The sequence below is a fragment of the Roseovarius halophilus (ex Wu et al. 2025) genome (genome assembly GCF_047086965.1).
The window spans coordinates 1-20,107 of the sequence record NZ_JBKOTX010000105.1 but is presented as its reverse complement, the minus strand read 5'-3'; the positions used below and the strand labels follow the sequence as shown (position 1 = coordinate 20,107).

Sequence of the window (20,107 nt, the reverse complement as noted above, 5' to 3'; positions counted from 1 at the left end):
GAGGGGCGGCTGGCCCGGACGCTGGACGAGGCCCCGCTCTGGCTGTGCCACGGCAATGAGGCGACCGAGGACCGCCGCACCGCCTGGCGCGACCGGGGCGCCCGGTTGTTCGACTGCGCGGTGCAACATCGTGAGATCGACCCCGCCGACATGCTGCGCCAGCTCGGGGCGGCGGGCCTGACCTCGGTTTTCTGCGAAGGCGGCGGGACGCTGGCCGCCGCGCTGCTGGGTGCAGGGCTGGTCGACGAGATCGTGGGCTTCACCGCCGGGGTCATGCTGGGGGCCGAGGGCACCCCGGCCCTTGGCGCCATGGGGCTGGAGGCCCTGGCCGAGGCGCCGCGTTTCGATCTGGTGGAAAGCCGCCCGCTCGGGCCGGATCTGATGCACCGCTGGCAGGTTCAGCGCCAGAGCCAGGCATAGCTCGCCAGCGCCCCCTGTGCCTTGGCCAGCAGGCGATTGAACGGCCCCGGATGCGGCACCGCGCCGCTTGCAAGCCGGTCCACCACCACTTCGACCGGGCAGGCCAGGCCGGTGGCGGGGTCGTGATAGCGCGGATAGTCGATCAGCACGGCGTGGGCCAGTTGCGCCAGGGTAGGCCGCGCCCTGCGGCGCGGGCTGGGCATGGCACGGTCGTCGGTCAGCCCCCAGCCGGCGTAAAAGGGCGTGCCCAGACAGGTGACGGACTTGCCGCGCAGCAGGGCCTCGAAGCCCAGCAGGCTCGTCAGGGTCCAGACCTCGTCCACCGTTTCAAGGGCGGCAATGGCGCCGGTGTTGTCCAGTACCGCGTCGGCGATCTCTGCGGCCTCTGGGATGGCCCCGGGGCGCAGGCCGGACTCCACGTCCGGGTGCGGCTTGTAGAGGATCACCGCCGACGGGTTGGCGGCGCGCGCGGCCTTTAGCAGCGCGCGGTTGGTGCGCAGTCTCTCGGTCCCCGTCAGGATCGAGGCGTCGTCCTCGACTTGGCCGGGCACGAGGATGCGGCGCTCGGCGGGCAGGCCTTGGGGCAGGGCGCCCCGCTCAAGATTGTATTTGGACAAACCCGCGCGGGCCAGCCGGGCAATAAGCCGCTCGGCGCGTCGGATTTCTGATTGCGCCAGATCCGGACTGGCGGCGATCAACCGCTCCAGGCGGCTTTCCTGGGTGGGGTCGTAGTAGATGCCGTGGTCATCGAGCACCAGCGACATGGGTGGCACCAGATCGGCCCCCAGCCCGCGCGAGCGCAGGAAGCCGTCCTCGACCCGCAGCGCGCCGTCGTGGCCCGCGGCGCGAGAGGCCCAGACCATGTGCCGCCGCCCGTCCTGGCGCGCGCGTGCGCGGGCCTTGTCCGGGCGGTCCTCGAAAATCACCCGGCGGTGCCGACCGAAGACCTTTTGCAGCGGCGCCCGTTTCCACAGGCGCATCCCGCTGGCCACCCAGCCCGCGTGGTCCTCGCGCCAGGCCCGCACCTGTGCCTCCAACGCCTGCAGCGTGTCCTCAAGGCCGCAGAGCCGATCACGATAGGGGTCGTACCAGCGCGGATAGAGGATCATCGCAGCCGCAAACATCTGTGCCCGTGTCAACCGCCGCTGGCGCCGATCCAGCGGGGCGCGGTCCTGCGTCAGGCCCCAGCCGATGTAGAAGGGCTGGCCGAAGACGACAGGGTTGTGACCGGCCAGTATCGCCTCGAAATCCAGTTGCGAAGACACGGTATAGACCGCGATGGCCCCTTCTAGCAGTGCGTGGGGCGAGACCGGACCGGTGAAAAACGCCATGCCCTCGGTCAGGTCGCCGTCGCGGAAATGGCCGCCGCGATGCCCGGCCAGCGTCTCGGGGTGGGTCTTGACCAGGATGCGGGCGCCGGGATGATCCTCGCGCGCGCAGAACAGCATTTCGAGGAACCTGTTCCGGTCGGCCCCGCTGGCGGTGACGCTGGCATCGCCCTCGGTCTGGTCGATGACGAGGACATAGCCCGGCGCGGGGCAGGGCGTCGCGGGATCGAAGGTGTTATATTTCGACAGATGCGCCCGGGCCAGCACGGCGATGCCCGCGCGGGTGCGGTCGAGCAGGGCCGTGTCGTCGAGGGGATGTTCGGCAAGCAGGACCTCCAGGTCCGAGGGCCGGGCGGGGTCGAAATGCACGCCGCGGCTGTCCAGCAGCAGGCCCAGCGGCGGGTCGCCATCGCGTCCGGGTCGGACTGAGCGGAGAAAGGCATCCTCCACCCGCAGCACCGGCGCGCCGGTGCGTCGGGCGACGGCCGCGCCGCGCCAGCTGGTGGGAGACTGGCCCCAGACACCGATCAGGTCATCCGGCCCGGGCCTGCCCAGCCGCAAATCGTAGCCCGCCAATGTCAGGATGCGCCGCAGGCGCGGCCGGGTCAGGAACCCGCCATTGTAGACGTAAAGCTGCCGCGAGGTCTTCCCCGTGGCGCTATCGGGTCCGGTCGGCGTCACCTTACAGGCCGGACAGGGTGTCCGCGGCGGCCGTGGTCTGGCCCAGGGTGCCTGTCAGGGCCGAGATGGTCTTGTTGAACTGCGTGAAGGGGGCCTCGGTGACATAAACCGTGTCATCGTCACGGATTTCGAAATCGCGGGCCACGAACAGCCCGTTGGGGGCGGTCAGGTCGAGCACGTAGATCATGCGTTGGCGGCCCTTCAGGTCATCGCGGTCGAGCACTTGCCGGGCGATGCGCTCGGGTTCGTAGCGCAGGACGAAGACGCCGGTCGGGTCGGCGAGGGTCGGATTGAGCCCCCCGACCTGAGCGAGGGCCTCCATGGCACTGATGGCCTGGCTTTCGAAGGGCACGCGGCTCTGGCCGCCGGTGGCCCCCAGCGCGGTGAAGGATCGCCTGTCCTGCTCGACGAATATGCTGTCACCCGCGCGCAGGGCGATGTCATGGCCCGGATCGGCGTAGAGGTCGTCGAACCAGACCTGGACCGAGCGCGCGCCGCGGGTCAGGGTGACCCGGGCGATCTCGGGCGGCACGGCGACCCCGCCCGCCTGCGCGAGCATGGTCCCGAGCGTGCGGGTGGGGCGTTCGATCGGGTAGACCCCCTGGCCGCCCACGGCCCCCGTGACCGAGACCGTGGCCCCGTTGCCGGCCAGGCGGCGCACCTCGACCTGCGGGTCGGGGGTCTGTTCGTCCAGCTTCTCCGTGACGATCCGGCGGACCGCCTCGGGCGTGTTGCCGGCCGCGCGGATACGGCCGGCGTAGGGCACGAATATGAAACCCGAGCCATCGACCTGGACCTCTTCCAGCGCCGTGGCGTTCTGCCCTTCGGCCACCAGCAGGCCATCGTCGACGTTTTCCCAGATGGTCAGGCCGAGCGTGTCGCCCGGGCGGATCGTGTCGCTGCCCAGCTGCCCGGCGTCGCGGAAGCTGTCCGAAAATCCGAGCGCGGCCGGGGTACCGGCGATGCGGTTGATGCGGTCGGTGACCGGCACCACGAAAGCATTGCCCCGACTCTTGATGGACCCGGTCATAACCTCGGTCTTGTCCGGCCCCGACCGCGGCAAACCACAGGAGGACACCACCAGAGTCGCGGCAAGCATGGCCCCCCCCTGGCAAGGCGCAAGCGGAAGGGTTTCACGGGTCTTGTCTCCTCAGCCTGTCTTTGATCCCGCTGGGTTTTGCCAATGGATTACCGACAAAGCGGCGGCAACGCCAGAATTTCCTGCCTTGCCGGCGGCGGTGTTGCCGCGCTGCACGGGTGCACCGTCGGGCGGCGGCCGGGCCGCGGGGCTACTTGATCGCGTGCAGTTGCTGGCGCGGGGGGGCCTTGCCCAGGCGCAGCGCCTCGTAGGGGTCGTCGGGGTCGAGCATCATGTCGACCACCTGGCGCAGCAGTTGCCGGCGTCCACGCGCCGAATAGAAGCCCCCTGCCACCTGGCTGGTTTCCAGCAGGAACCGCCGGAAGTCCCCGTAGGCGGCCGTGTCGGGCCGCTCGGGCCGGGCGAAGAACTCCTCGAGCGGCTGGTCCGAGACCAGCCCGGGCTTGGCGTAGACCGCATCACCGAAGATCCTGAGCGGGATGCCCCGGTGCAGCACCTGTTGGGCGGCGGTGGAATTCACGGTGACCGCGGTGCGCGCATGGTCCAGTAACTGGGCCAGCTTGCCGCCGCGCACGTAGTGGATGCGGTCGGCCACCCCGTGCGCTTTGGCCCGCGCGCGGATGATCCGTTTGAGCGGCGACTGGCCGTTTTCCAGCGGATGCGCCTTGAAGACCAGGTGGTGATGGCGCGGCGCGCCCCGGGCAAAACCCGCGATCACGATGTCCAGGAACTCGGTCATGCTGGAAAAGGGCGAATGCTGCCGGAAACTGGAATCGTGTTCCAGTTGCAGCAGCGCCAGGTGATAGGGGTAGCCGCCGCGTTTGATCCGCAGGGTCGACCAGATGCGATCCAGCGCGATGGCGGGCATCAACAACAGGCGCCGGGTATAGAGCAGCGTTTCGGTCATCACAGGCAGGTCGCGGTGCGGGCGGAAATTGCGGTACGCGCGGTTCCTGAACATCACGAACCAGTGGTAGAGCGCGCCGTAGAAGACGTGCTGGCGCATATCGCCCCATTGCGCGGGGGCCTCGGCGAGGTGCGTCTCGGTGCGGGCCTGATCCCTGCGCATCTGATCGACGTCAATGTCCATCAGCCGCGAATGGCCGTTGGAACCGCCGCGTTCGTAGCTCACCCAGTAGGGGCGCATGTATCCCTCTTCGAAGACATGCACCGTCAGGCCCAGGTCCTGCGCGGCCGCCACCGCTTGGGCATGGACGGGCCGAGTGTCGCCATAGAGCACAATGTCGGTCACGCCTTTCTCGGCGACCAGCGCGCGGAACCGGCTGGGCCAGTCCGTGACGGGGCCGCGGTAGGGTATGTAGGTGTCGGGCGTGAACCAGAAGGCCCGGTCGCCGGCGTTGAACCCCACCCGCCAGACCGTGGCCCCGGCGCGCGTCGACATGCGCCCCAGGCGGTCGAAGAACGGCCCATGCGGCCCCTGCAGGAACAAAAAGGTCTTCCGGCGCGGGTCGGTCTCGATACGGGTCTGCCGGGTCATGCGTTTCTGGTCCTTGCCTGGCGGATGCCCGAGGCCAAGTCATGGCCCGGTCGTGCCACTGGTACGCTGCGCGCCGGGCGGGGATTGCCCCGCCGCGATTATGAGTCTAGCCACGACAGATCAGGAAGGGAAGACAGTCATGTTCACGGGCATCATCACCGATATCGGCGATATACTGGAGGTCGATCAGCGTGGCGACCTGCGCGCGCGCATCGCCACGGGCTATGACATCACGGGCATCGACATCGGCGCCTCGATCGCCTGCGACGGGGTCTGCCTGACGGTGGTGGCCAAGGGCAGTGACCCGGGCGGCTGGTTCGACGTGGATATTTCGGCTGAAACCGTGGGGGCGACCAATATCGGCGATGGCTGGGCGCCCGGAAAACGGCTGAACCTGGAACGCGCGCTCAAGGTGGGCGACGAACTGGGCGGGCATATCGTCTCGGGTCACGTCGATGGCGTGGCCGAGGTGGTGGGCCTGCACGACGAGGGCGACAGCACCCGCGTCACCCTGCGCGCGCCCGATGGGCTGGCGAAATTCATCGCGCCCAAGGGATCGGTGGCGCTCAATGGCACCTCGCTGACGGTGAACGAGGTTGCGGGTGCCGACTTCGGCATCAACTTCATCCCCCACACCAAAGAGGTGACGACCTGGGGCGATGTGGCCCTGGGCGATGCCGTCAACCTCGAGGTCGATACCATGGCCCGCTACGTGGCCCGCCTGCGCGAGGTCGGCTGACGCCGCCGCGCCGCCTGCGCCACGCTGGACCGTCGCACTTGAGTGATCGCGCGGCCAGCCGGTGCGCATGCCGTTGGTGGCCAGTCTCGGCCCCAGCGCCCACCTTGGCGGGTCACTTGGCCAGGGCGCGCGCCCCCTTGGCGGCGGCGGTGATTTCCTCGGCGATCTCGGCGGCCTCCTCGGGCGAGAAATCCATCGGGATCTCGGTGTCGCCCGAAACCACGAAGAGCCGCACCATGCCTGCGTCGGTCGGCCCGATCTGCAGGTTCGCCTCGATGTCGCGTTCGGTGTTGATGCCCATGACGGTCGCCTTTCCTTGCAGCCCTGCCATCTACTGGCCGGCCCCGCGATTGGCAAGGGGCGGCCGGGCCGAGCAGAACCGGAAAACCGGTCTGCGGCGCGGCAATCGGAGCCTGAAAGCCCCTTGCATTCGCCGCACCGCGAGGCTAATCCCCCGGCCAGTGCCGCCTTAGCTCAGTAGGTTAGAGCGCTAGATTGTGGATCTAGAGGTCCCCCGTTCGAGCCGGGGAGGCGGTACCATCAGACCTCTTTTGCGCCACATGTGGATGCGTCGCAACGCCCGGTGGCCCGAGGACCCGATGACCGAAACCCGCCTGACCGTAGAGATTCAGCCCGATCCGCCCGCGCGACTGGACAAGGCTCTTGCACGCGATGTCCCCACCGATGCCGCGCTCAGCCGCTCGCGCCTGGCGCGCCTGATCGAAAACGGCGCGGTCGCGGTTAACGATGCGGTCGTCACCAGCGGCAAAGGCCGCGTCTCGGCGGGCGACCGGGTGACGCTGACCCTGGCCCCGGCAACCGAGAGCCACATGCAAGGTGAGCCGATCCCGCTGGAGGTCGTCTTCGAGGATGCCGATCTCATCGTGGTCAACAAGCCTGCGGGCATGGTTGTCCATCCGGCGCCGGGCACGCCCGGCGGCACGCTGGTCAACGCGCTGATCCATCACTGCGGCGAAAGCCTGTCCGGCGTGGGCGGCGAAAAGCGCCCGGGAATCGTGCATCGCATCGACAAGGACACCTCTGGCCTTCTGGTCGCGGCCAAGAGTGACCGCGCCCACCACGTCCTGGCGGCGCAGTTCGAGGCGCATGACGTGGACCGCCACTACTGCGCCATCTGCCACGGGGTGCCCGACGCAAGCGACCCGCGCCTGCGCGGGATCCGCGGGACCAGCTTCGAGTCCGGCAACGTGCTGCGCATCCAGGCCGCGCTGGCCCGCCACAAGCATGACCGCCAGAAACAGGCCGTCGTCCGCGCCGGCGGGCGCCACGCGGTGACCCGGGCCCGGATCGTCTCGGCGCTTGGCACGCCTCGGGCGGCGGCGCTGCTGGACTGTTGGCTGGAAACAGGGCGAACGCACCAGATCCGGGTCCACCTGGCCCACGTGGGCCACGCCCTGATCGGCGATCCGGTCTATGGCGGGCGGCGCAAATTGCCCGTCTCCGCGGTGGGCGAGGCCGGGGCCATGGCGGCGCAGGCCTTTCCGCGGCAGGCCCTGCACGCGGCCACGCTAGGGTTTGCGCACCCGGTCACGGGCGTGCGGCACCGTTTCGAAGCCCCGCTACCGGCCGACATGGCCGCGCTGCTGCAGGCGCTTGGCGCGGATTAGGCGGCGGCATCACACCTTCGCGAAGCGGGGGCAAAACCCGCGATCTCATGTGCGTGAATACAGAGTAACACGGACGGTTTTCGGCTGTGTTCCCCCATCAAAATACTTATAATTCCAACGAAAGGCCTTGAAGCGACAGCGCGTGCGGCCATATCTATGTTAACCCCGTATACATCGGGAAGGAGGCGACATGAGCGACGCCGAGACGACAACGAACCTGAGTGCCTATGCCAACCTGCCGGCGCCCTCGCCGGAACAGGGCCTGAACCGCTACATGCAGGAGATCCGCAAGTTTCCCCTGCTTGAGCCGGAAGAGGAATACATGCTGGCCAAGCGCTGGGTCGACCACGAAGATACCGAGGCCGCCCACCGGATGGTGACCAGCCACCTGCGCCTGGCCGCCAAGATCGCCATGGGCTATCGCGGCTACGGCCTGCCGCAATCCGAGGTCATCTCCGAGGCGAACGTCGGCCTGATGCAGGCCGTGAAACGCTTTGATCCCGAAAAGGGCTTTCGCCTGGCCACCTATGCCATGTGGTGGATCCGTGCCTCGATCCAGGAATACATCCTGCGGTCCTGGTCGCTGGTCAAGCTGGGCACCACCAGCGCCCAGAAGAAGCTTTTCTTCAACCTGCGCAAGGCCAAGGCCCGCATCGGCGCGCTGGAAGAGGGCGACATGCGCCCCGAGAACGTCGAGAGGATCGCCCATGACCTCGGCGTGACCGAGGCCGAGGTCGTCAGCATGAACCAGCGCCTCTCGGGCAGCGACGCCTCGCTCAACGCGACCGTCGGGCAAGAGGGCGAAGGCTCCATGCAATGGCAGGACTGGCTGGAAGACGAGGGCGCCAACCAGGCCGAGGACTACGCCGAAAAGGACGAATTCGACGCGCGCCGCGAATTGTTGACCGAGGCCATGGACGTGCTCAACGAGCGCGAGCGCGATATTCTCATGCAGCGCCGCCTGGCCGAGGAAACCGTGACGCTCGAGGATCTGTCGTCGAAATACGACGTGTCACGCGAACGCATCCGCCAGATCGAGGTCCGCGCCTTCGAGAAGCTGCAAAAGAAGATGCAGCAACTGGCGCGGGAACGGGGCCTGGCCCCGGCCGCCTGACTCCGGGTAGTGACCGCGACAGGGCGCGGCCGATCTCGGCAATGAGGGTGCTTGCGTGCGGCACGCCGCCGATACAGGCAGACGCTCTGGCGGCCTACTCCCTTTCCCCGCGGTGCCGATACCGCTAACAAGGGACCAAAAGGGAGGACCGACATGACCGAACCACTCCGCTGGGGCATCCTTGGGGCCGCCAGTTTCGCCCGCGATCAGATGGCGCCGGCCATCCACATGGCTGACAATGCCGAACTGGCCGCGCTGGCCACCTCCGACCCGGCAAAGGCCCGGCCATTCCAGGCGATGCAGCCGCGGCTACGCCTGCATGACAGCTATGACGCCCTGCTCGCCGACCCTGATATCGACGCAGTCTATGTGCCGCTGCCCAATCACCTGCACGTGGAATGGACGCGCAAGGCGCTGGAGGCGGGCAAGCATGTGCTGACCGAAAAACCGATCGCGCTCAAGGCCGAGGAGATCGACGCCCTGATCGCCCTGCGCGACAAGACCGGGCTGCTCGCGACCGAGGCCTACATGATCGTTCATCACCCGCAATGGCAGCGCGCGCGCGAAATCCTGCAGTCCGGCGCCATCGGCACCCTGAGCCATGTCGAGGGGGTCTTCTGCTACAACAACGCCGACGACCCGGCGAACGTGCGCAACGATGCCGCCAAGGGCGGCGGCGGCATCCCTGATATCGGCGTCTATACTTACGGCAGCACCCGCTGGGCGACGGGGCAGGAGCCGAGCGAGATCACCCATGCCGACCTGGCCTTCGAAAACGGCGTCGACGTGCTGGCCCGGGTTTCCGCCAGCTTCGAGACCTTCACCGCGCATTTCGTGAACGCGATGCGCCTGCATCCCTTCCAGGAAATGCTCTTCATGGGCGATACCGGCTGGCTGCGGCTGACGGCCCCCTTCAACCCGCTCGTCTTCGGCGAGGCGAAACTCGAACTGCGCACGCGCGAGGCCGAGTGGACGGAACGGTTCCCCTCGGACAATCACTACAGGCTGCAGGTCGAGAATTTCGGTCGGACGGTCCGGCATGGCTCCTCCTATCCCTGGTCGCTGGAAGATGCCCGCGGCACTCAGGCCATGATCGACACTGTTTTCGAAAGGGGCGGACGGGGCTAGACTGCCGATACAGGAGGAATCGCCATGGCCGACCCCAACGAATTCGACGACGTGATGCCCGAGAACACGGCCCGGCGCGACGCGCGCCGGCCGCTGGATGAGAACCTCTTCACCCGGTTGATCTACATGATCATCATCGGAGTCATGCTGTCGTTCGTGGGAACCGTGCTCGGGATCGTGGCGCTGATCCAGTTCGTCCTGACCCTGGTCAACAACAAGGTGCCCAACGACCGGCTGGCCGAGTTCGGCACCACGCTGGGAATCTGGGTGGCCAAGGCGGCTCGCTACCAGGCCTTCGCCTCGGAGGAAAAGCCCTGGCCTTGGACCGAACTGGACTAGGCAGGCGGCGGACAGGAGGGCAGGCGAATGGCCGGCGGATGGTCGCGCGACGGCGCGGTAAGCGAACAGATCGAAGCCTCGATCGGGGATGAACTGGCCCGCCTCAAGGCCCGTCGCGGCCCGCGCGGCGGAAGCCTGACCCATTGCGCCGAATGCGAGGAACCGATCCCCGAAAAGCGCCGCGCAGCGATCCCCGGCGTGAAACTCTGCATCGACTGCGCGTCCGAGCGCGACAGCCGCAACGCCCCGCGCGGCGGCATCAACCGGCGCGGGTCCAAGGACAGCCAGTTGAAATAGGGGCGCTGCCCCTCTTGGCCTGCGGCCAATTCACCCCGGGATATTTTCGGCCAGAAGAAGCAATGGTTTGTTAACCTTAACGGGCCATGATGGGATCGCGGTACAGGCGGGGACGCCGATGACCGCGCCAGAAGACGCACGGACGCGTTTCGCACGGGGGGCGACTTTGCGCGTCCCCCCGTGTTTCTTCTGGCCCCAAATATCCCCGCCGGAGGCTCCCGACAGGGGCCACCGCGCCAGAGGGCGGGTCAGTCCTCCATGGCTTCCAGCTCGTCGATCATGCCTTCGATCATGCTCAGGCCCTTGTCCCAGAAGGCGGGGTCGGCGGCATCCAGCCCGAAGGGCGCCAGCAGGTCGGAATGGTGCTTGGACCCGCCGGCCTTGAGCATCTCGAAGTATTTCTCCTGGAATCCTTCGGGCGCGGCCTCGTAGGCGGCGTAGAGCGCGTTCACCAGCCCGTCGCCGAATGCATAGGCGTAGACATAGAAGGGCGCGTGCACGAAATGCGGGATATAGGCCCAGAAGGTCTCGTAGCCCTCCATGAACTCGAACACGGGGCCGAGGGATTCGCCCTGGACGCTCATCCACAGCGCGTTGATGTCATCGGGGGTCAGCTCGCCGCCGCGCCGCGCTTCGTGCAGCTTGCACTCGAAATCGTAGAAGGCGATCTGACGGACGACGGTGTTGATCATGTCCTCGACCTTGCCGGCCAGAAGGACCTTGCGTTCCGCCTGGCTGGGGGCTTCGGCGAGCAGCTTGCGGAAGGTCAGCATCTCGCCGAAGACCGAGGCCGTTTCGGCCAGCGTCAAGGGGGTGGACGAGAGCAGCTCGCCCTGCTTGGCGGCCAGCACCTGGTGCACGCCGTGGCCCAGCTCATGCGCGAGCGTCATGACATCGCGCGGTTTGCCCAGGTAGTTGAGCATCACGTAGGGGTGCGCGGTGCTCACCGTGGGGTGGGCAAAGGCCCCTGGGGCCTTGCCCGGCTTGACCGGCGCGTCGATCCAGCCGCGTTCGAAAAACGGCTGTGCGAGCTCGGCCATGCGCGGGTCGAAGCCGGCATAGGCGCTCATCACCGTCTCGCGGGCCTGGTCCCAGTCCACGATCCGGTCGCTTTCCATGGGCAGGGGCGCGTTGCGGTCCCAGACCTGCATCTTGTTGAGGCCCAGCCACTTGGCCTTGAGATTGTAGTATCGGTGCGACAGGCGCGGATAGGCGGCGACCACGGCGTTGCGCAGGGCCTCGACCACAGGTGCCTCGACGTCGTTGGCCAGATGGCGGCCCGCCTGCGGGCTGGGCATCCCGCGCCAGCGGTCCTCGATTTCCTTCTCCTTGGCCAGCGTGTTGTGGACGCGGGCAAAGAGGCTGACATTCTGTCCAAAGACCCGGGCCAGTTCGCGCGCGCCCGCCTCGCGGGTGGCGCGATCCTGCTCGGAGAGCAGGTTCAGCGTCGCCTCGATGCCCTGTGCCTCGCCGTCAACATTGAATTCCAGCCCCGCGATGGTCTCGTCGAACAGCTTGTTCCAGGCCGAGGCCCCGACAACAGACTGATCGTGCAGGAATTTCTCCAGCTCGTCCGAGAGTTGATAGGGCTTCATCTTGCGGATGCGGTCGAAGACAGGCTTGTAGCGGGCCAGGTCGGCATCGGCGGCCAGAAGATCCTGCAGCGCACCCTCGTTCAGGCGGTTAAATTCCAGCGACCAGAAGACCAGCGGCGTGGTGAAGCTGGTGATCCGGTCCTGGCAGTCCGAGATGAACTTGGCCCGGTCGGGGTCGGTCGTCTTCTGATAATAGCGCAGGCCGGCAAAGGACATGATGCGCCCGGCGATGATGTCGATCTGCTCGTAGCGTTGCACGGCCTCCAGCATCTGCGCCGCGTCCAGTCCGGCCAGCTTGCCCTCGTAGTCGGCGGCAAAGCTGCGGCAGGCCTCTTCCAGCCAGTCGAGATCACGTTTGAGCGCGGGCGCGTCCGGGGCCTCGTAGAGATCGCTCAGGTCCCATTCGGGCAGGTCGCCCAGCGGTCGCCCTCCGCTGGCGTTGGCGTCGAATACCGGCTGCTTGGTCATGTGGGCCTCTCCTTGTTGGGGTCTGTCCTTACCTATGAGTGCGGCCCCGGCTTGACCAGTGCTAGCCGTAGCGCGCCAGCATCGCGTGCAGGTCGGCCAGGGTGTTGATCTCGGCCAGGGGCTTGTCGTGGCGCCACCGGGCCATGCGCGGAAAGCGCAGGGCGATGCCGGACTTGTGACGCGGGCTTTCCTGGATGCCCTCGAAGGCGATCTCGAAGACCAGCACCGGCGGCACCTGCCGGACCGGGCCGAAGCGTTGCAGCGTGTTGCGGCGCACCCATTGGGTGATCTCGCGGAATTCCGCGTCCGTCAGGCCCGAATAGGCCTTGGTGAAGGGGGTGAAGCCCTCGCCGTCGCGCACCGCGAAGGTGAAGTCGGTGAAAAGATTGGCCCGGCGGCCAGAGCCCGACTGCGCGTAGATCATCACAGCGTCCACGGTGAGCGGGTCCACCTTCCATTTCCACCAGTCGCCCTTCTTGCGGCCCGACAGGTAGGGCGAGGCGCGCCGTTTCAGCATCAGCCCCTCGGCATTGTGCGCGCGCGACTCGGCGCGGACCTCGGCCAGGGCGTCCCAGCTGTCGGCCGTCACCTCGGGCGACAGACGCAGCGGTGCGGCCTCGGGCAGATCGGCGGTGAGCGCTTCGAGCCCCGCGCGGCGCTGGTCCAGCAGCTGGTCGCGGATGTCCTGCCCGCCCTGTTCGAGCAGGTCATAGGCCATCAGGACCACGGGCACCTGCGCCAGCAGCTTTTTCGGCACGCTCTTGCGGCCGATGCGTTTTTGCAGCGCGTTGAAGGGCAGGGGGCCGTCACGCCAGGCCAGCACCTCGCCGTCGATCACCGTGCCCGGCGGCAGGTAGTCGATCAACTGGCCCAGCTCGGGGAAGCGGTCGGTCATCAAGTCCTCGCCCCGCGACCACAGGTGGTGCTGGCCGCCGCGCAGCACCAGTTGCCCGCGGATGCCGTCCCACTTGCGGTCGATGAACCAGTCGGACGGCGGGCCGAGCGCGGCCAGATCCTCGAGTTGGTAGGCCAGGTAGAAGGGATAGGGGCGCGACAGGTCGGCGCCGGGGTCATGGGCCTCGATCAGGGCGGTCCAGGTCGTGCTTTCCGGGGTCCAGGCGCCCATCAGCTTGTGTGTCAGGTCGGCCGCGTCCTGGCCCGTGGCCTGCGCCAGCGCGCGGGTCATGAGTTTCTGGCTGACCCCGATGCGAAAGCCGCCCGTCAGCAACTTGGTGAAGAGGAACCGCTCGGTCCGGTCAAGGCTGTTCCAGGCGTCCAGGATACCGGCCTTCTGCGCCGTCTCGTGCAGTTTCGACAGGCGTTGCAACTCGCCGATCCAGTGATGCAGCGGCCGGTCGCTTTCGCTGGCGGGGGGCGGCAGGACCAGGGCGATGGTCTCGGCCAGGTCGCCCACCACCGGATAGCTTTCCTCGAAGAGCCACAGCGGAATACCCGCCCGTTCGGCGGCCCATTCGCGCAGCCGCGCCGTGGTGATGACGCGGCGCGGGCGACGACCCGAGAACAGCGCCACGCACCACAGCTTGTCGGCATCCTGCGCCGTGGCGAAAAAGTCGGCCATGGCCGCGACCTTTGCCGTGGTCTTCGTGGTCTGGTCCAGCGTGGTGAACAGCCGGGCGAAATCCTTCATTCCGCTTCGCCCCCGTCCAGCGATTCGCCGTCGTATTCGGTGCTGACCACATGGGCGTCATAGCCCTCGGCCGCCAGCCAGCGGCGGAACTGGCCGGTGTAGCCGTGGGTGACGAAGACCCGCTCGGCGCCGGTGGCGCGGATCGCAGCGTTCAGGCCCTGCCAATCCGCGTGGTCCGAGACGATGAAGCCCCGGTCGGCCGCTCGCCTGCGGCGCACCCCGCGCAGGGCCATCCAGCCGCTGGCAAAGGCGCTGGCCTGGGGTGTGAACCGCCGCGCCCAGGTCGACCCGAGGGCCGAGGGCGGGGCAAGGACCAGCGCCCCGGCGCGCGCCTTGAGGTCGGTCTCGGGGGTGACCTGCTCGGTGTCGGGCAGCGTGATGCCCTGGGTGCGCAGCACCGCGTTGGTGGTCTCGATCGCGCCATGGGTCAGGATCGGGCCGATGCCGGGATCGACCAGCCGCAACAGCCGCTGCGCCTTGCCAAGCGCATAGGCCCCCAGCAGCGAAAACCGCCCGGCGGCGGCATTCGCGGCCCACCAGGTGTTGATCTGGTCGGTCAGAACATCCTGCGGGGTCCAGTTGAAGACCGGCAGCCCGAAGGTGCATTCGGTGATGAAGGCGTGGCAGGGCACCGGGTCGAAGGGCTCCGACAGCCCGTCATCGACGGTCTTGTAATCGCCCGAGACGACCCAGACCTCTCCGCCGACCTCGACGCGGATCTGCGCCGAGCCGGGCACATGGCCGGCCGGATGGAACGAGACCCTGGCGCCCCCGATTCGGGTCGGGGTGGCGTAGCGCGTTGTTTGCAGGTCGATCTCCGCGCCCAACCTGTGGCGAATCACCGGGGCCGCGGCTTCGGTCGCCATGTAGCTGTCCATGCCCGCCCGGGCATGGTCGGCGTGGCCATGGGTGATCAGGGCGCGGCGCACGGGGCGCCAGGGGTCGATCCAGAAATCGCCCGCCGGGCAGTAGATGCCCGCCTCGGTGAAGGTCAGAACCCCGCTCATGTCCCTGTTCTAGCGCCGGCCCGGCCGCGGTAAACCGGTAAAGCGGGTTCAGGTCGCCTGCCGACGGAGATCGTCAAAAAGCGCGACACTGCGGTCGAAAACTGTGTCACGCAGGGCCGGTTTTTCCAGGATCACCTCGTGCCGGGCGCCGGGCAGGATCACCAGCTCGCCGCGGGGCCAGTGGGCCATGCGGCTACGGATACGGGAGGTGTCGACGATCTGCTCGTCCGAGCCCAGAAAACACAGGCAGGGCAGGGCGGGGGCCGCGCGCTGGGACAGGGCGCGCGTCTCGGTCAGGGCCGCGTGCAGCCAGTGCAGCGAGGGCCCGCCAAGGCCAAGCGCCGGCTCCGCGCGCAATTGTTCCTCCAGCAGATCGAACATGGCGCGATCGCTGGTGAGGGTGTTACCCTCAAACCCCTCGCGCAGGACATAGCTCTCGGCCTGCTGGCCGGGGGCGACGACATGGGAAAAGCCCAGAGGGCGGCTGACCGAACTCAGCCCCCAGGCCAGCGGCCGCAGGGGCGGGGCCATGGAAATCCCCCACATTGGTGCGGAAAAGACGGCTGTTTCAACTGGATAGCCTTCCATGACCGCGCGCAGGCCGATGGCCCCGCCCATGGAATGGGCCAGCAGGTGGAAAGGCTCCGGCAGGCCCAGGGCGCGGGCATGGTCCACCGCGGCACGCGCATCGTGCTGGTAGTCGGTGAACCGGTCCACGTGGCCCACCGCCGGATCGTCGTGCAGCCGGTCGGCCAGTCCCTGCCCGCGCCAATCGATGGCCAGCGCGGCATAGCCGCGCGCGGCGAACTCCGCGGCGGCGGGGCCGTATTTCTCGACATATTCGGTGCGGCCGGGGAAGATCAGAACGGTGCCGCGGGCCTCGTCCAGCGGCCAGTGGCCGAGGCGCAGGCGCACCCCATCCTGCGCCGATACCCAGTGGGCGGCGCCGGTTGCGTTACACGCCGTGCGCGCGTTGTAGGGGGCCTGCTCCACGGGCGGGTCAGCCCAGCACGCCAGCCAGCTTCATGGCCATGCCCATGTCGCCGTCCACCGACAGTTTGCCGGACATGAAGGCCGCGGTGGGGTTTTCCTCGCCGTCGAGGATCGCCTTGAAGGTCTCGGCGTTGGCGGTCAGCGTGACATCGGCCGCGTCGTCGGCAGCCCGGGCGCCGTCGCTGTCGATCATCACCGCGCCCGCATCCTCGATCACGAACTTGGCGGTGCCGTCGAAATCGGCGCCCTCCATCTTGGCGTTCAGGGCGGTGACGGCTTCGGAGATTACATCGCTCATGTCTGTCGGTCCTCTTGCTGGAATGTGACCACCCGCCTCTGGCATCGGGCGCTCGCTGCGTTACATTGCATGTATGGGCATCGACAGACACGGCTTCAAACATATCGTGGCGGCATTTGTGCTGGCAGTGGGGTTTTCCACACCCGGCGCGGCCCAGACCGACCGGCTGGATCGCCTTTTTGACGATCTCAAGACCGCCGACAGTGACCAGGCCGCCCGGATCGAGGCACAGATTCGCGAGGCCTGGTCGAAAAGCGGTTCTCCGGCCATGGACCTGCTGCTGCGACGGGGCCGAGAGGCGCTGCAGGCCGGCGAGGTCAAGCGCGCCGCCGAGCATCTGACCGCCCTGATCGACCATGCGCCGGATTTCGCCGAAGGCTATCACACCCGCGCCACCGCCTATTTCGCACAGGACCTCTACGGCCCCGCGGTTGAGGATCTGCGCCGCGCGCTGGTGCTCAATCCGCGCCACTTCGGGGCCATGACCGGCTTTGCCCGCATCCTGGAGGAATTGGACCGCCCCGCGGAAGCGCTTGAGGTCTACCGTCGAATCGAGAACATTAGCCCCAATTCGCCCGACCTGTCGCAAGCCATCGAACGGCTCGAAGTGCAGCTGGACGGGTCAACGCTCTGACCCTTCCCCTCAAGGGGGCCCCCATGCCCGAGCCTGCCCGGATCACGGCGGTCCTTGGCCCGACCAACACCGGCAAGACCCACTACGCGATCGAGCGTATGCTGGCCCATCGCACCGGCATCATCGGTTTGCCGCTGCGCCTGCTCGCCCGCGAGGTCTATGACCGCATCGTCGCGGTGCGCGGCCCCTCGGTGGTCGCCCTGATCACCGGCGAGGAACGGATCGTGCCGGACCGCGCGCAGTACTGGGTCTGCACCGTCGAGGCCATGCCGGAGGGGATGGGATGCGATTTCCTGGCGGTGGACGAGATCCAGCTGGCCGCCGACCCCGAGCGCGGCCATGTCTTCACCGACCGGCTGCTGCGGGCGCGGGGGCTGCACGAGACCCTTTTCATGGGGTCCGAGACCATGCGCGGCGCCATCGCCAACATGGTGCCCGGCGCGCAGTTCCTCAGGCGCGAGCGGTTTTCCGAGCTGACCTATTCAGGTTCGAAAAAGATAAGCCGAATGCCAGGGCGCTCGGCCGTCGTCGGGTTTTCGGTTGATAATGTCTATGCCATGGCCGAGCTTCTGCGGCGCCAGAAGGGCGGTGCGGCGGTGGTCATGGGGGCGCTCAGCCCACGCACCCGCAACGCCCAGGTGGCAATGTACCAGAACGGCGACGTGGACTACCTCGTGGCCACGGATGCCATCGGCATGGGCCTGAACCTGGACATCGACCACGTCGCCTTTTCGTCGCTGTCCAAGTTCGATGGGCGCCGGATGCGGCAACTGTCACCCGACGAGCTGGCCCAGATCGCAGGCCGCGCCGGGCGGCACATGAACCATGGCACATTCGGTGTCACCGGCGAGGCCCCGGCCATCGACGACCCCGTGGTCGAGGCCATCACCAGCCACCAGTTCCGCCCGGTCAAGAAACTGCAATGGCGCAACGCCCGGCTGGATTTCGGCACGCCCGAGCGATTGATCCGGTCGCTGGAGTTGCGCACCGAGGACGACTGGCTGACCCGGGTGCGCGACAGCGACGACCTGCTGGCGCTCAAATCCCTGGCCGAGGATGCAGAGGTGCGCGCGCGCGCCAGCGACGGCACATCCGTGCGCCTGCTATGGGATGTCTGCCGCATTCCGGATTTCCGCGGCATCTCGCACACCGAACATGCTCAGATGCTGGCTCGGATCTATGGCTACCTGCACGAGATGGGCCGCGTCCCCGACGACTGGATGGCGCGGCAGGTCAAGCGAATCGACCGGCCCGATGGCGACATCGACACCCTGTCCAAGCGGCTGGCCTATATCCGCACCTGGACCTACGTGGCGCAACGCAACGGCTGGGTTGCGGACGAATCTCATTGGCGTGCGACGACTCGCGCGGTAGAAGACCGATTGTCGGACGCGTTGCACGATGCGCTGACCCAGCGATTTGTGGACCGGCGGACCAGCGTGCTGCTCCGCCGGCTCAAGCAGAAGGAGGGCCTTGTGGCCGAGGTGAACGACACGGGTGAAGTGACTGTCGAGGGGCAGTTCGTGGGCAGGCTGGAAGGCTTCCGTTTCAGGCAGGACAAAAGTGCCAGCCCCGATGAGGCCAAGACCCTGCGGCAGGCCTCTTTGCAGGCGCTTCAGCCGCAGTTCAGCCTGCGCGCCGACCGCTTCTACAATGCCCCGGATACCGAACTCGACTTTACCGAGCAGGGCGGGCTGATGTGGGGCGACCAGGCCGTGGGCAAGCTGGTGGCGGGGGATGCGCCGCTCAAGCCGCGGGTCGCGCCCTTCGTCGATGACGAGGCCGGTGCGGAGGTCGCCCAGAAGGTGCAGCGCCGGTTGCAGCACTTCATCGACCGCCGCATCGCCACGTTGTTCGAGCCCATGCTGGCGATGGAAAAGGACGAAACCCTCGAAGGGCGGGCCAGGGGTTTTGCCTTCCGCATGATCGAGGGCTTCGGCGTGGTGCCGCGCGGCGAGTTTGCCGACGAGGTCAAGGCGCTGGACCAGGAGGCGCGCGGCGCACTGCGCAAGCACGGCCTGCGCTTTGGGCAGTTCACGATTTTCATGCCTTTGCTGCTGAAGCCCGCGCCGACCCGGCTGCGGCTGGTGCTCTGGTCGCTGTCCAAGGGGCTGGAGACCTTCCCCGAGGCGCCGCCGCCGGGGCTTGTCACGGTGCCGACGGTCGAAGGCGCGGTGCCGGGCACCTATGCCATGTCGGGGTATCGGGCCGCGGGCGACCGGGCGATCCGCATCGACATGCTGGAACGGCTGGCCGACATGCTGCGCGACCAGGACACCCGCGGCGGCTTCGAGGCCAAGGCGGACATGCTCTCGATCACGGGCATGACCCTGGAACAGTTCGCGGGCCTCATGGCGGGGTTGGGCTACCGGGCCGAGCGCGGCGAACGCGAGAAGGTCAAGCCCGTCGACACCGCCATGGCCGAGGCGCCCGATGCGGCCGCCAGGGCCCAGGACGCCCCCGGGACGGCCGAGGACAAGACCGCGGACATCGCCGATCAGGGCGTGGCGCCGGTGGCCGAAAGCGCGCCCCAGACGCCCGAGGTCGCCCCGGAGATCCCCGAGGCATCGGACGAGGAAACGCCCGTGGGGCAAGCCCCCGATGACGCCCCGGACACCGAGACCGCCGCCCCCGAGATCGAGGTCTATTACACCTTCACCTGGGTGGGGACGCGCCGTGGTCAGCAGGGCGGCAAGCCTCAGCAGGGCCGCAAGGGCGCCCCCAAGGGCAAGCGCGGACAGCCCCAGGCCGGCGGCAAGGACAACGGAAAAGGCGGCGGCAAGGACAGCGGCAAGGACGGACAGAAGGCCGCCCGGAAACCTGCGGCCAGAGACAAGCCCATCGACCCCGACAATCCCTTCGCCCAGGCGCTGGCGGGGCTCAAGACCAAGTGAATGCCAGTGCCACGATCCGGCTGGACAAGTGGCTCTGGCAGGCGCGGTTCTTCAAGACCCGCAGCCTGGCGGCGCGGCAGGTCCAGGCGGGCAAGGTGCGCATCGACGGTGCCACGATATCGAAACCGGCCCGGACGGTCGCCCCCGGTGCGGTGCTGACCTTTGTCCAGGGCGATCGTGTGCGCGTGGTGCGCATCCAGGCACTGGGCACGCGGCGGGGCCCGGCGCCCGAAGCGCAGGCCCTTTACGAGGATCTGAGCCCGGCCCCGGCGGCGGAACGCCCGTCCGCCGCGGACCGC

General features: G+C 67.9%; 19 protein-coding genes and 1 tRNA gene. 11 read left to right on the top strand and 9 right to left on the bottom strand.

All coding sequences use genetic code 11. The annotated features are described in order from the left end of the window. The coding region (locus tag ACH107_RS19285; protein WP_412507198.1) for a RibD family protein at positions 1 to 420 on the top strand (420 nt) is incomplete at its 5' end. Here ACH107_RS19285 and ACH107_RS19280 read toward each other — a convergent pair. The 3 genes from ACH107_RS19280 to ACH107_RS19270 all read right to left on the bottom strand — a co-directional run bounded on the left by ACH107_RS19280 (position 399) and on the right by ACH107_RS19270 (position 5,026). Beyond that, positions 399 to 2,429, bottom strand: coding sequence for a capsular polysaccharide biosynthesis protein (locus tag ACH107_RS19280; RefSeq protein ID WP_412507197.1), 2,031 nt, complete (start codon positions 2,427 to 2,429; stop codon positions 399 to 401). The genes ACH107_RS19285 and ACH107_RS19280 overlap by 22 nt on opposite strands. A 1-nt stretch (position 2,430) precedes the next feature. Then, positions 2,431 to 3,528, bottom strand: a complete 1,098-nt coding sequence (locus ACH107_RS19275; protein ID WP_412507196.1) for a polysaccharide biosynthesis/export family protein — start codon at positions 3,526 to 3,528, stop codon at positions 2,431 to 2,433. Positions 3,529 to 3,718: 190 nt separating this feature from the next. Then, positions 3,719 to 5,026 carry a capsule biosynthesis protein gene (locus ACH107_RS19270; RefSeq protein WP_412507195.1) on the bottom strand — a complete coding sequence of 436 codons (1,308 nt, stop codon included), beginning with the start codon at positions 5,024 to 5,026 and terminating at the stop codon, positions 3,719 to 3,721. Between the two features lie 139 nt (positions 5,027 to 5,165). Here ACH107_RS19270 and ACH107_RS19265 point away from each other — a divergent pair, with 139 nt between their 5' ends. Next, positions 5,166 to 5,765, top strand: a complete 600-nt coding sequence (locus ACH107_RS19265) for a riboflavin synthase (protein ID WP_310689870.1) — start codon at positions 5,166 to 5,168, stop codon at positions 5,763 to 5,765. A gap of 112 nt (positions 5,766 to 5,877) precedes the next feature. Here the strand turns inward: ACH107_RS19265 and ACH107_RS19260 are convergent, their stop codons facing one another. After that, positions 5,878 to 6,066, bottom strand: coding sequence for a DUF6324 family protein (locus ACH107_RS19260; RefSeq protein ID WP_310689960.1), 189 nt, complete (start codon positions 6,064 to 6,066; stop codon positions 5,878 to 5,880). Positions 6,067 to 6,228: 162 nt separating this feature from the next. Between ACH107_RS19260 and ACH107_RS19255 the strand changes: the two genes are divergently transcribed. The 6 genes from ACH107_RS19255 to ACH107_RS19230 all read left to right on the top strand — a co-directional run bounded on the left by ACH107_RS19255 (position 6,229) and on the right by ACH107_RS19230 (position 10,271). Then, positions 6,229 to 6,305: transfer RNA gene (locus ACH107_RS19255), tRNA-His, on the top strand. 59 nt (positions 6,306 to 6,364) lie between these two features. After that, on the top strand, positions 6,365 to 7,393 hold the full coding sequence (locus ACH107_RS19250) for an RluA family pseudouridine synthase (protein WP_412507194.1): 1,029 nt from the start codon (positions 6,365 to 6,367) through the stop codon (positions 7,391 to 7,393). Between the two features lie 217 nt (positions 7,394 to 7,610). Beyond that, a complete protein-coding gene (gene rpoH / locus ACH107_RS19245) occupies positions 7,611 to 8,507 on the top strand; it encodes an RNA polymerase sigma factor RpoH (RefSeq protein WP_310689961.1) in 897 nt (298 codons plus the stop codon). Between the two features lie 153 nt (positions 8,508 to 8,660). Continuing rightward, entirely contained in the window at positions 8,661 to 9,635 is a 975-nt protein-coding gene (locus tag ACH107_RS19240; protein WP_310689872.1) for a Gfo/Idh/MocA family oxidoreductase, read from the top strand. Positions 9,636 to 9,659: 24 nt separating this feature from the next. Further along, positions 9,660 to 9,974, top strand: a complete 315-nt coding sequence (locus ACH107_RS19235) for a DUF4389 domain-containing protein (protein ID WP_412507193.1) — start codon at positions 9,660 to 9,662, stop codon at positions 9,972 to 9,974. A 27-nt stretch (positions 9,975 to 10,001) separates the two neighbouring features. Further along, on the top strand, positions 10,002 to 10,271 hold the full coding sequence (locus tag ACH107_RS19230; RefSeq protein WP_310689874.1) for a DksA/TraR family C4-type zinc finger protein: 270 nt from the start codon (positions 10,002 to 10,004) through the stop codon (positions 10,269 to 10,271). A 248-nt stretch (positions 10,272 to 10,519) separates the two neighbouring features. Here the strand turns inward: ACH107_RS19230 and ACH107_RS19225 are convergent, their stop codons facing one another. The 5 genes from ACH107_RS19225 to ACH107_RS19205 all read right to left on the bottom strand — a co-directional run bounded on the left by ACH107_RS19225 (position 10,520) and on the right by ACH107_RS19205 (position 16,280). Beyond that, positions 10,520 to 12,334 carry a M3 family oligoendopeptidase gene (locus ACH107_RS19225; protein WP_412507192.1) on the bottom strand — a complete coding sequence of 605 codons (1,815 nt, stop codon included), beginning with the start codon at positions 12,332 to 12,334 and terminating at the stop codon, positions 10,520 to 10,522. Positions 12,335 to 12,395: 61 nt separating this feature from the next. Beyond that, the gene (locus tag ACH107_RS19220) at positions 12,396 to 13,982 is read right to left on the bottom strand and encodes an ATP-dependent DNA ligase (protein WP_412507191.1); all 1,587 of its coding nucleotides are present in this window, start codon (positions 13,980 to 13,982) and stop codon (positions 12,396 to 12,398) included. After that, positions 13,979 to 14,989: a ligase-associated DNA damage response exonuclease gene (locus ACH107_RS19215; RefSeq protein ID WP_412507190.1), complete on the bottom strand. Its 1,011-nt coding sequence runs from the start codon at positions 14,987 to 14,989 to the stop codon at positions 13,979 to 13,981. The genes ACH107_RS19220 and ACH107_RS19215 overlap by 4 nt, the downstream gene beginning before the upstream one ends. Before the next feature lie 48 nt (positions 14,990 to 15,037). Then, positions 15,038 to 15,982 (bottom strand): alpha/beta hydrolase, encoded by a 945-nt coding sequence (locus ACH107_RS19210; RefSeq protein ID WP_310689878.1) that lies wholly within the window; start codon positions 15,980 to 15,982, stop codon positions 15,038 to 15,040. Between the two features lie 7 nt (positions 15,983 to 15,989). Continuing rightward, the gene (locus ACH107_RS19205) at positions 15,990 to 16,280 is read right to left on the bottom strand and encodes an SCP2 sterol-binding domain-containing protein (protein WP_310689879.1); all 291 of its coding nucleotides are present in this window, start codon (positions 16,278 to 16,280) and stop codon (positions 15,990 to 15,992) included. Positions 16,281 to 16,353: 73 nt separating this feature from the next. Here ACH107_RS19205 and ACH107_RS19200 point away from each other — a divergent pair, with 73 nt between their 5' ends. The 3 genes from ACH107_RS19200 to ACH107_RS19190 form a co-directional block, all read left to right on the top strand. Then, on the top strand, positions 16,354 to 16,914 hold the full coding sequence (locus ACH107_RS19200; RefSeq protein WP_310689880.1) for a tetratricopeptide repeat protein: 561 nt from the start codon (positions 16,354 to 16,356) through the stop codon (positions 16,912 to 16,914). Between the two features lie 23 nt (positions 16,915 to 16,937). Next, entirely contained in the window at positions 16,938 to 19,808 is a 2,871-nt protein-coding gene (locus ACH107_RS19195; protein WP_412507189.1) for a helicase-related protein, read from the top strand. Beyond that, positions 19,805 to 20,107 (top strand): RNA-binding S4 domain-containing protein (locus ACH107_RS19190; protein ID WP_412507188.1); only part of this gene is annotated, 303 nt, incomplete at its 3' end. The genes ACH107_RS19195 and ACH107_RS19190, both read left to right, overlap by 4 nt.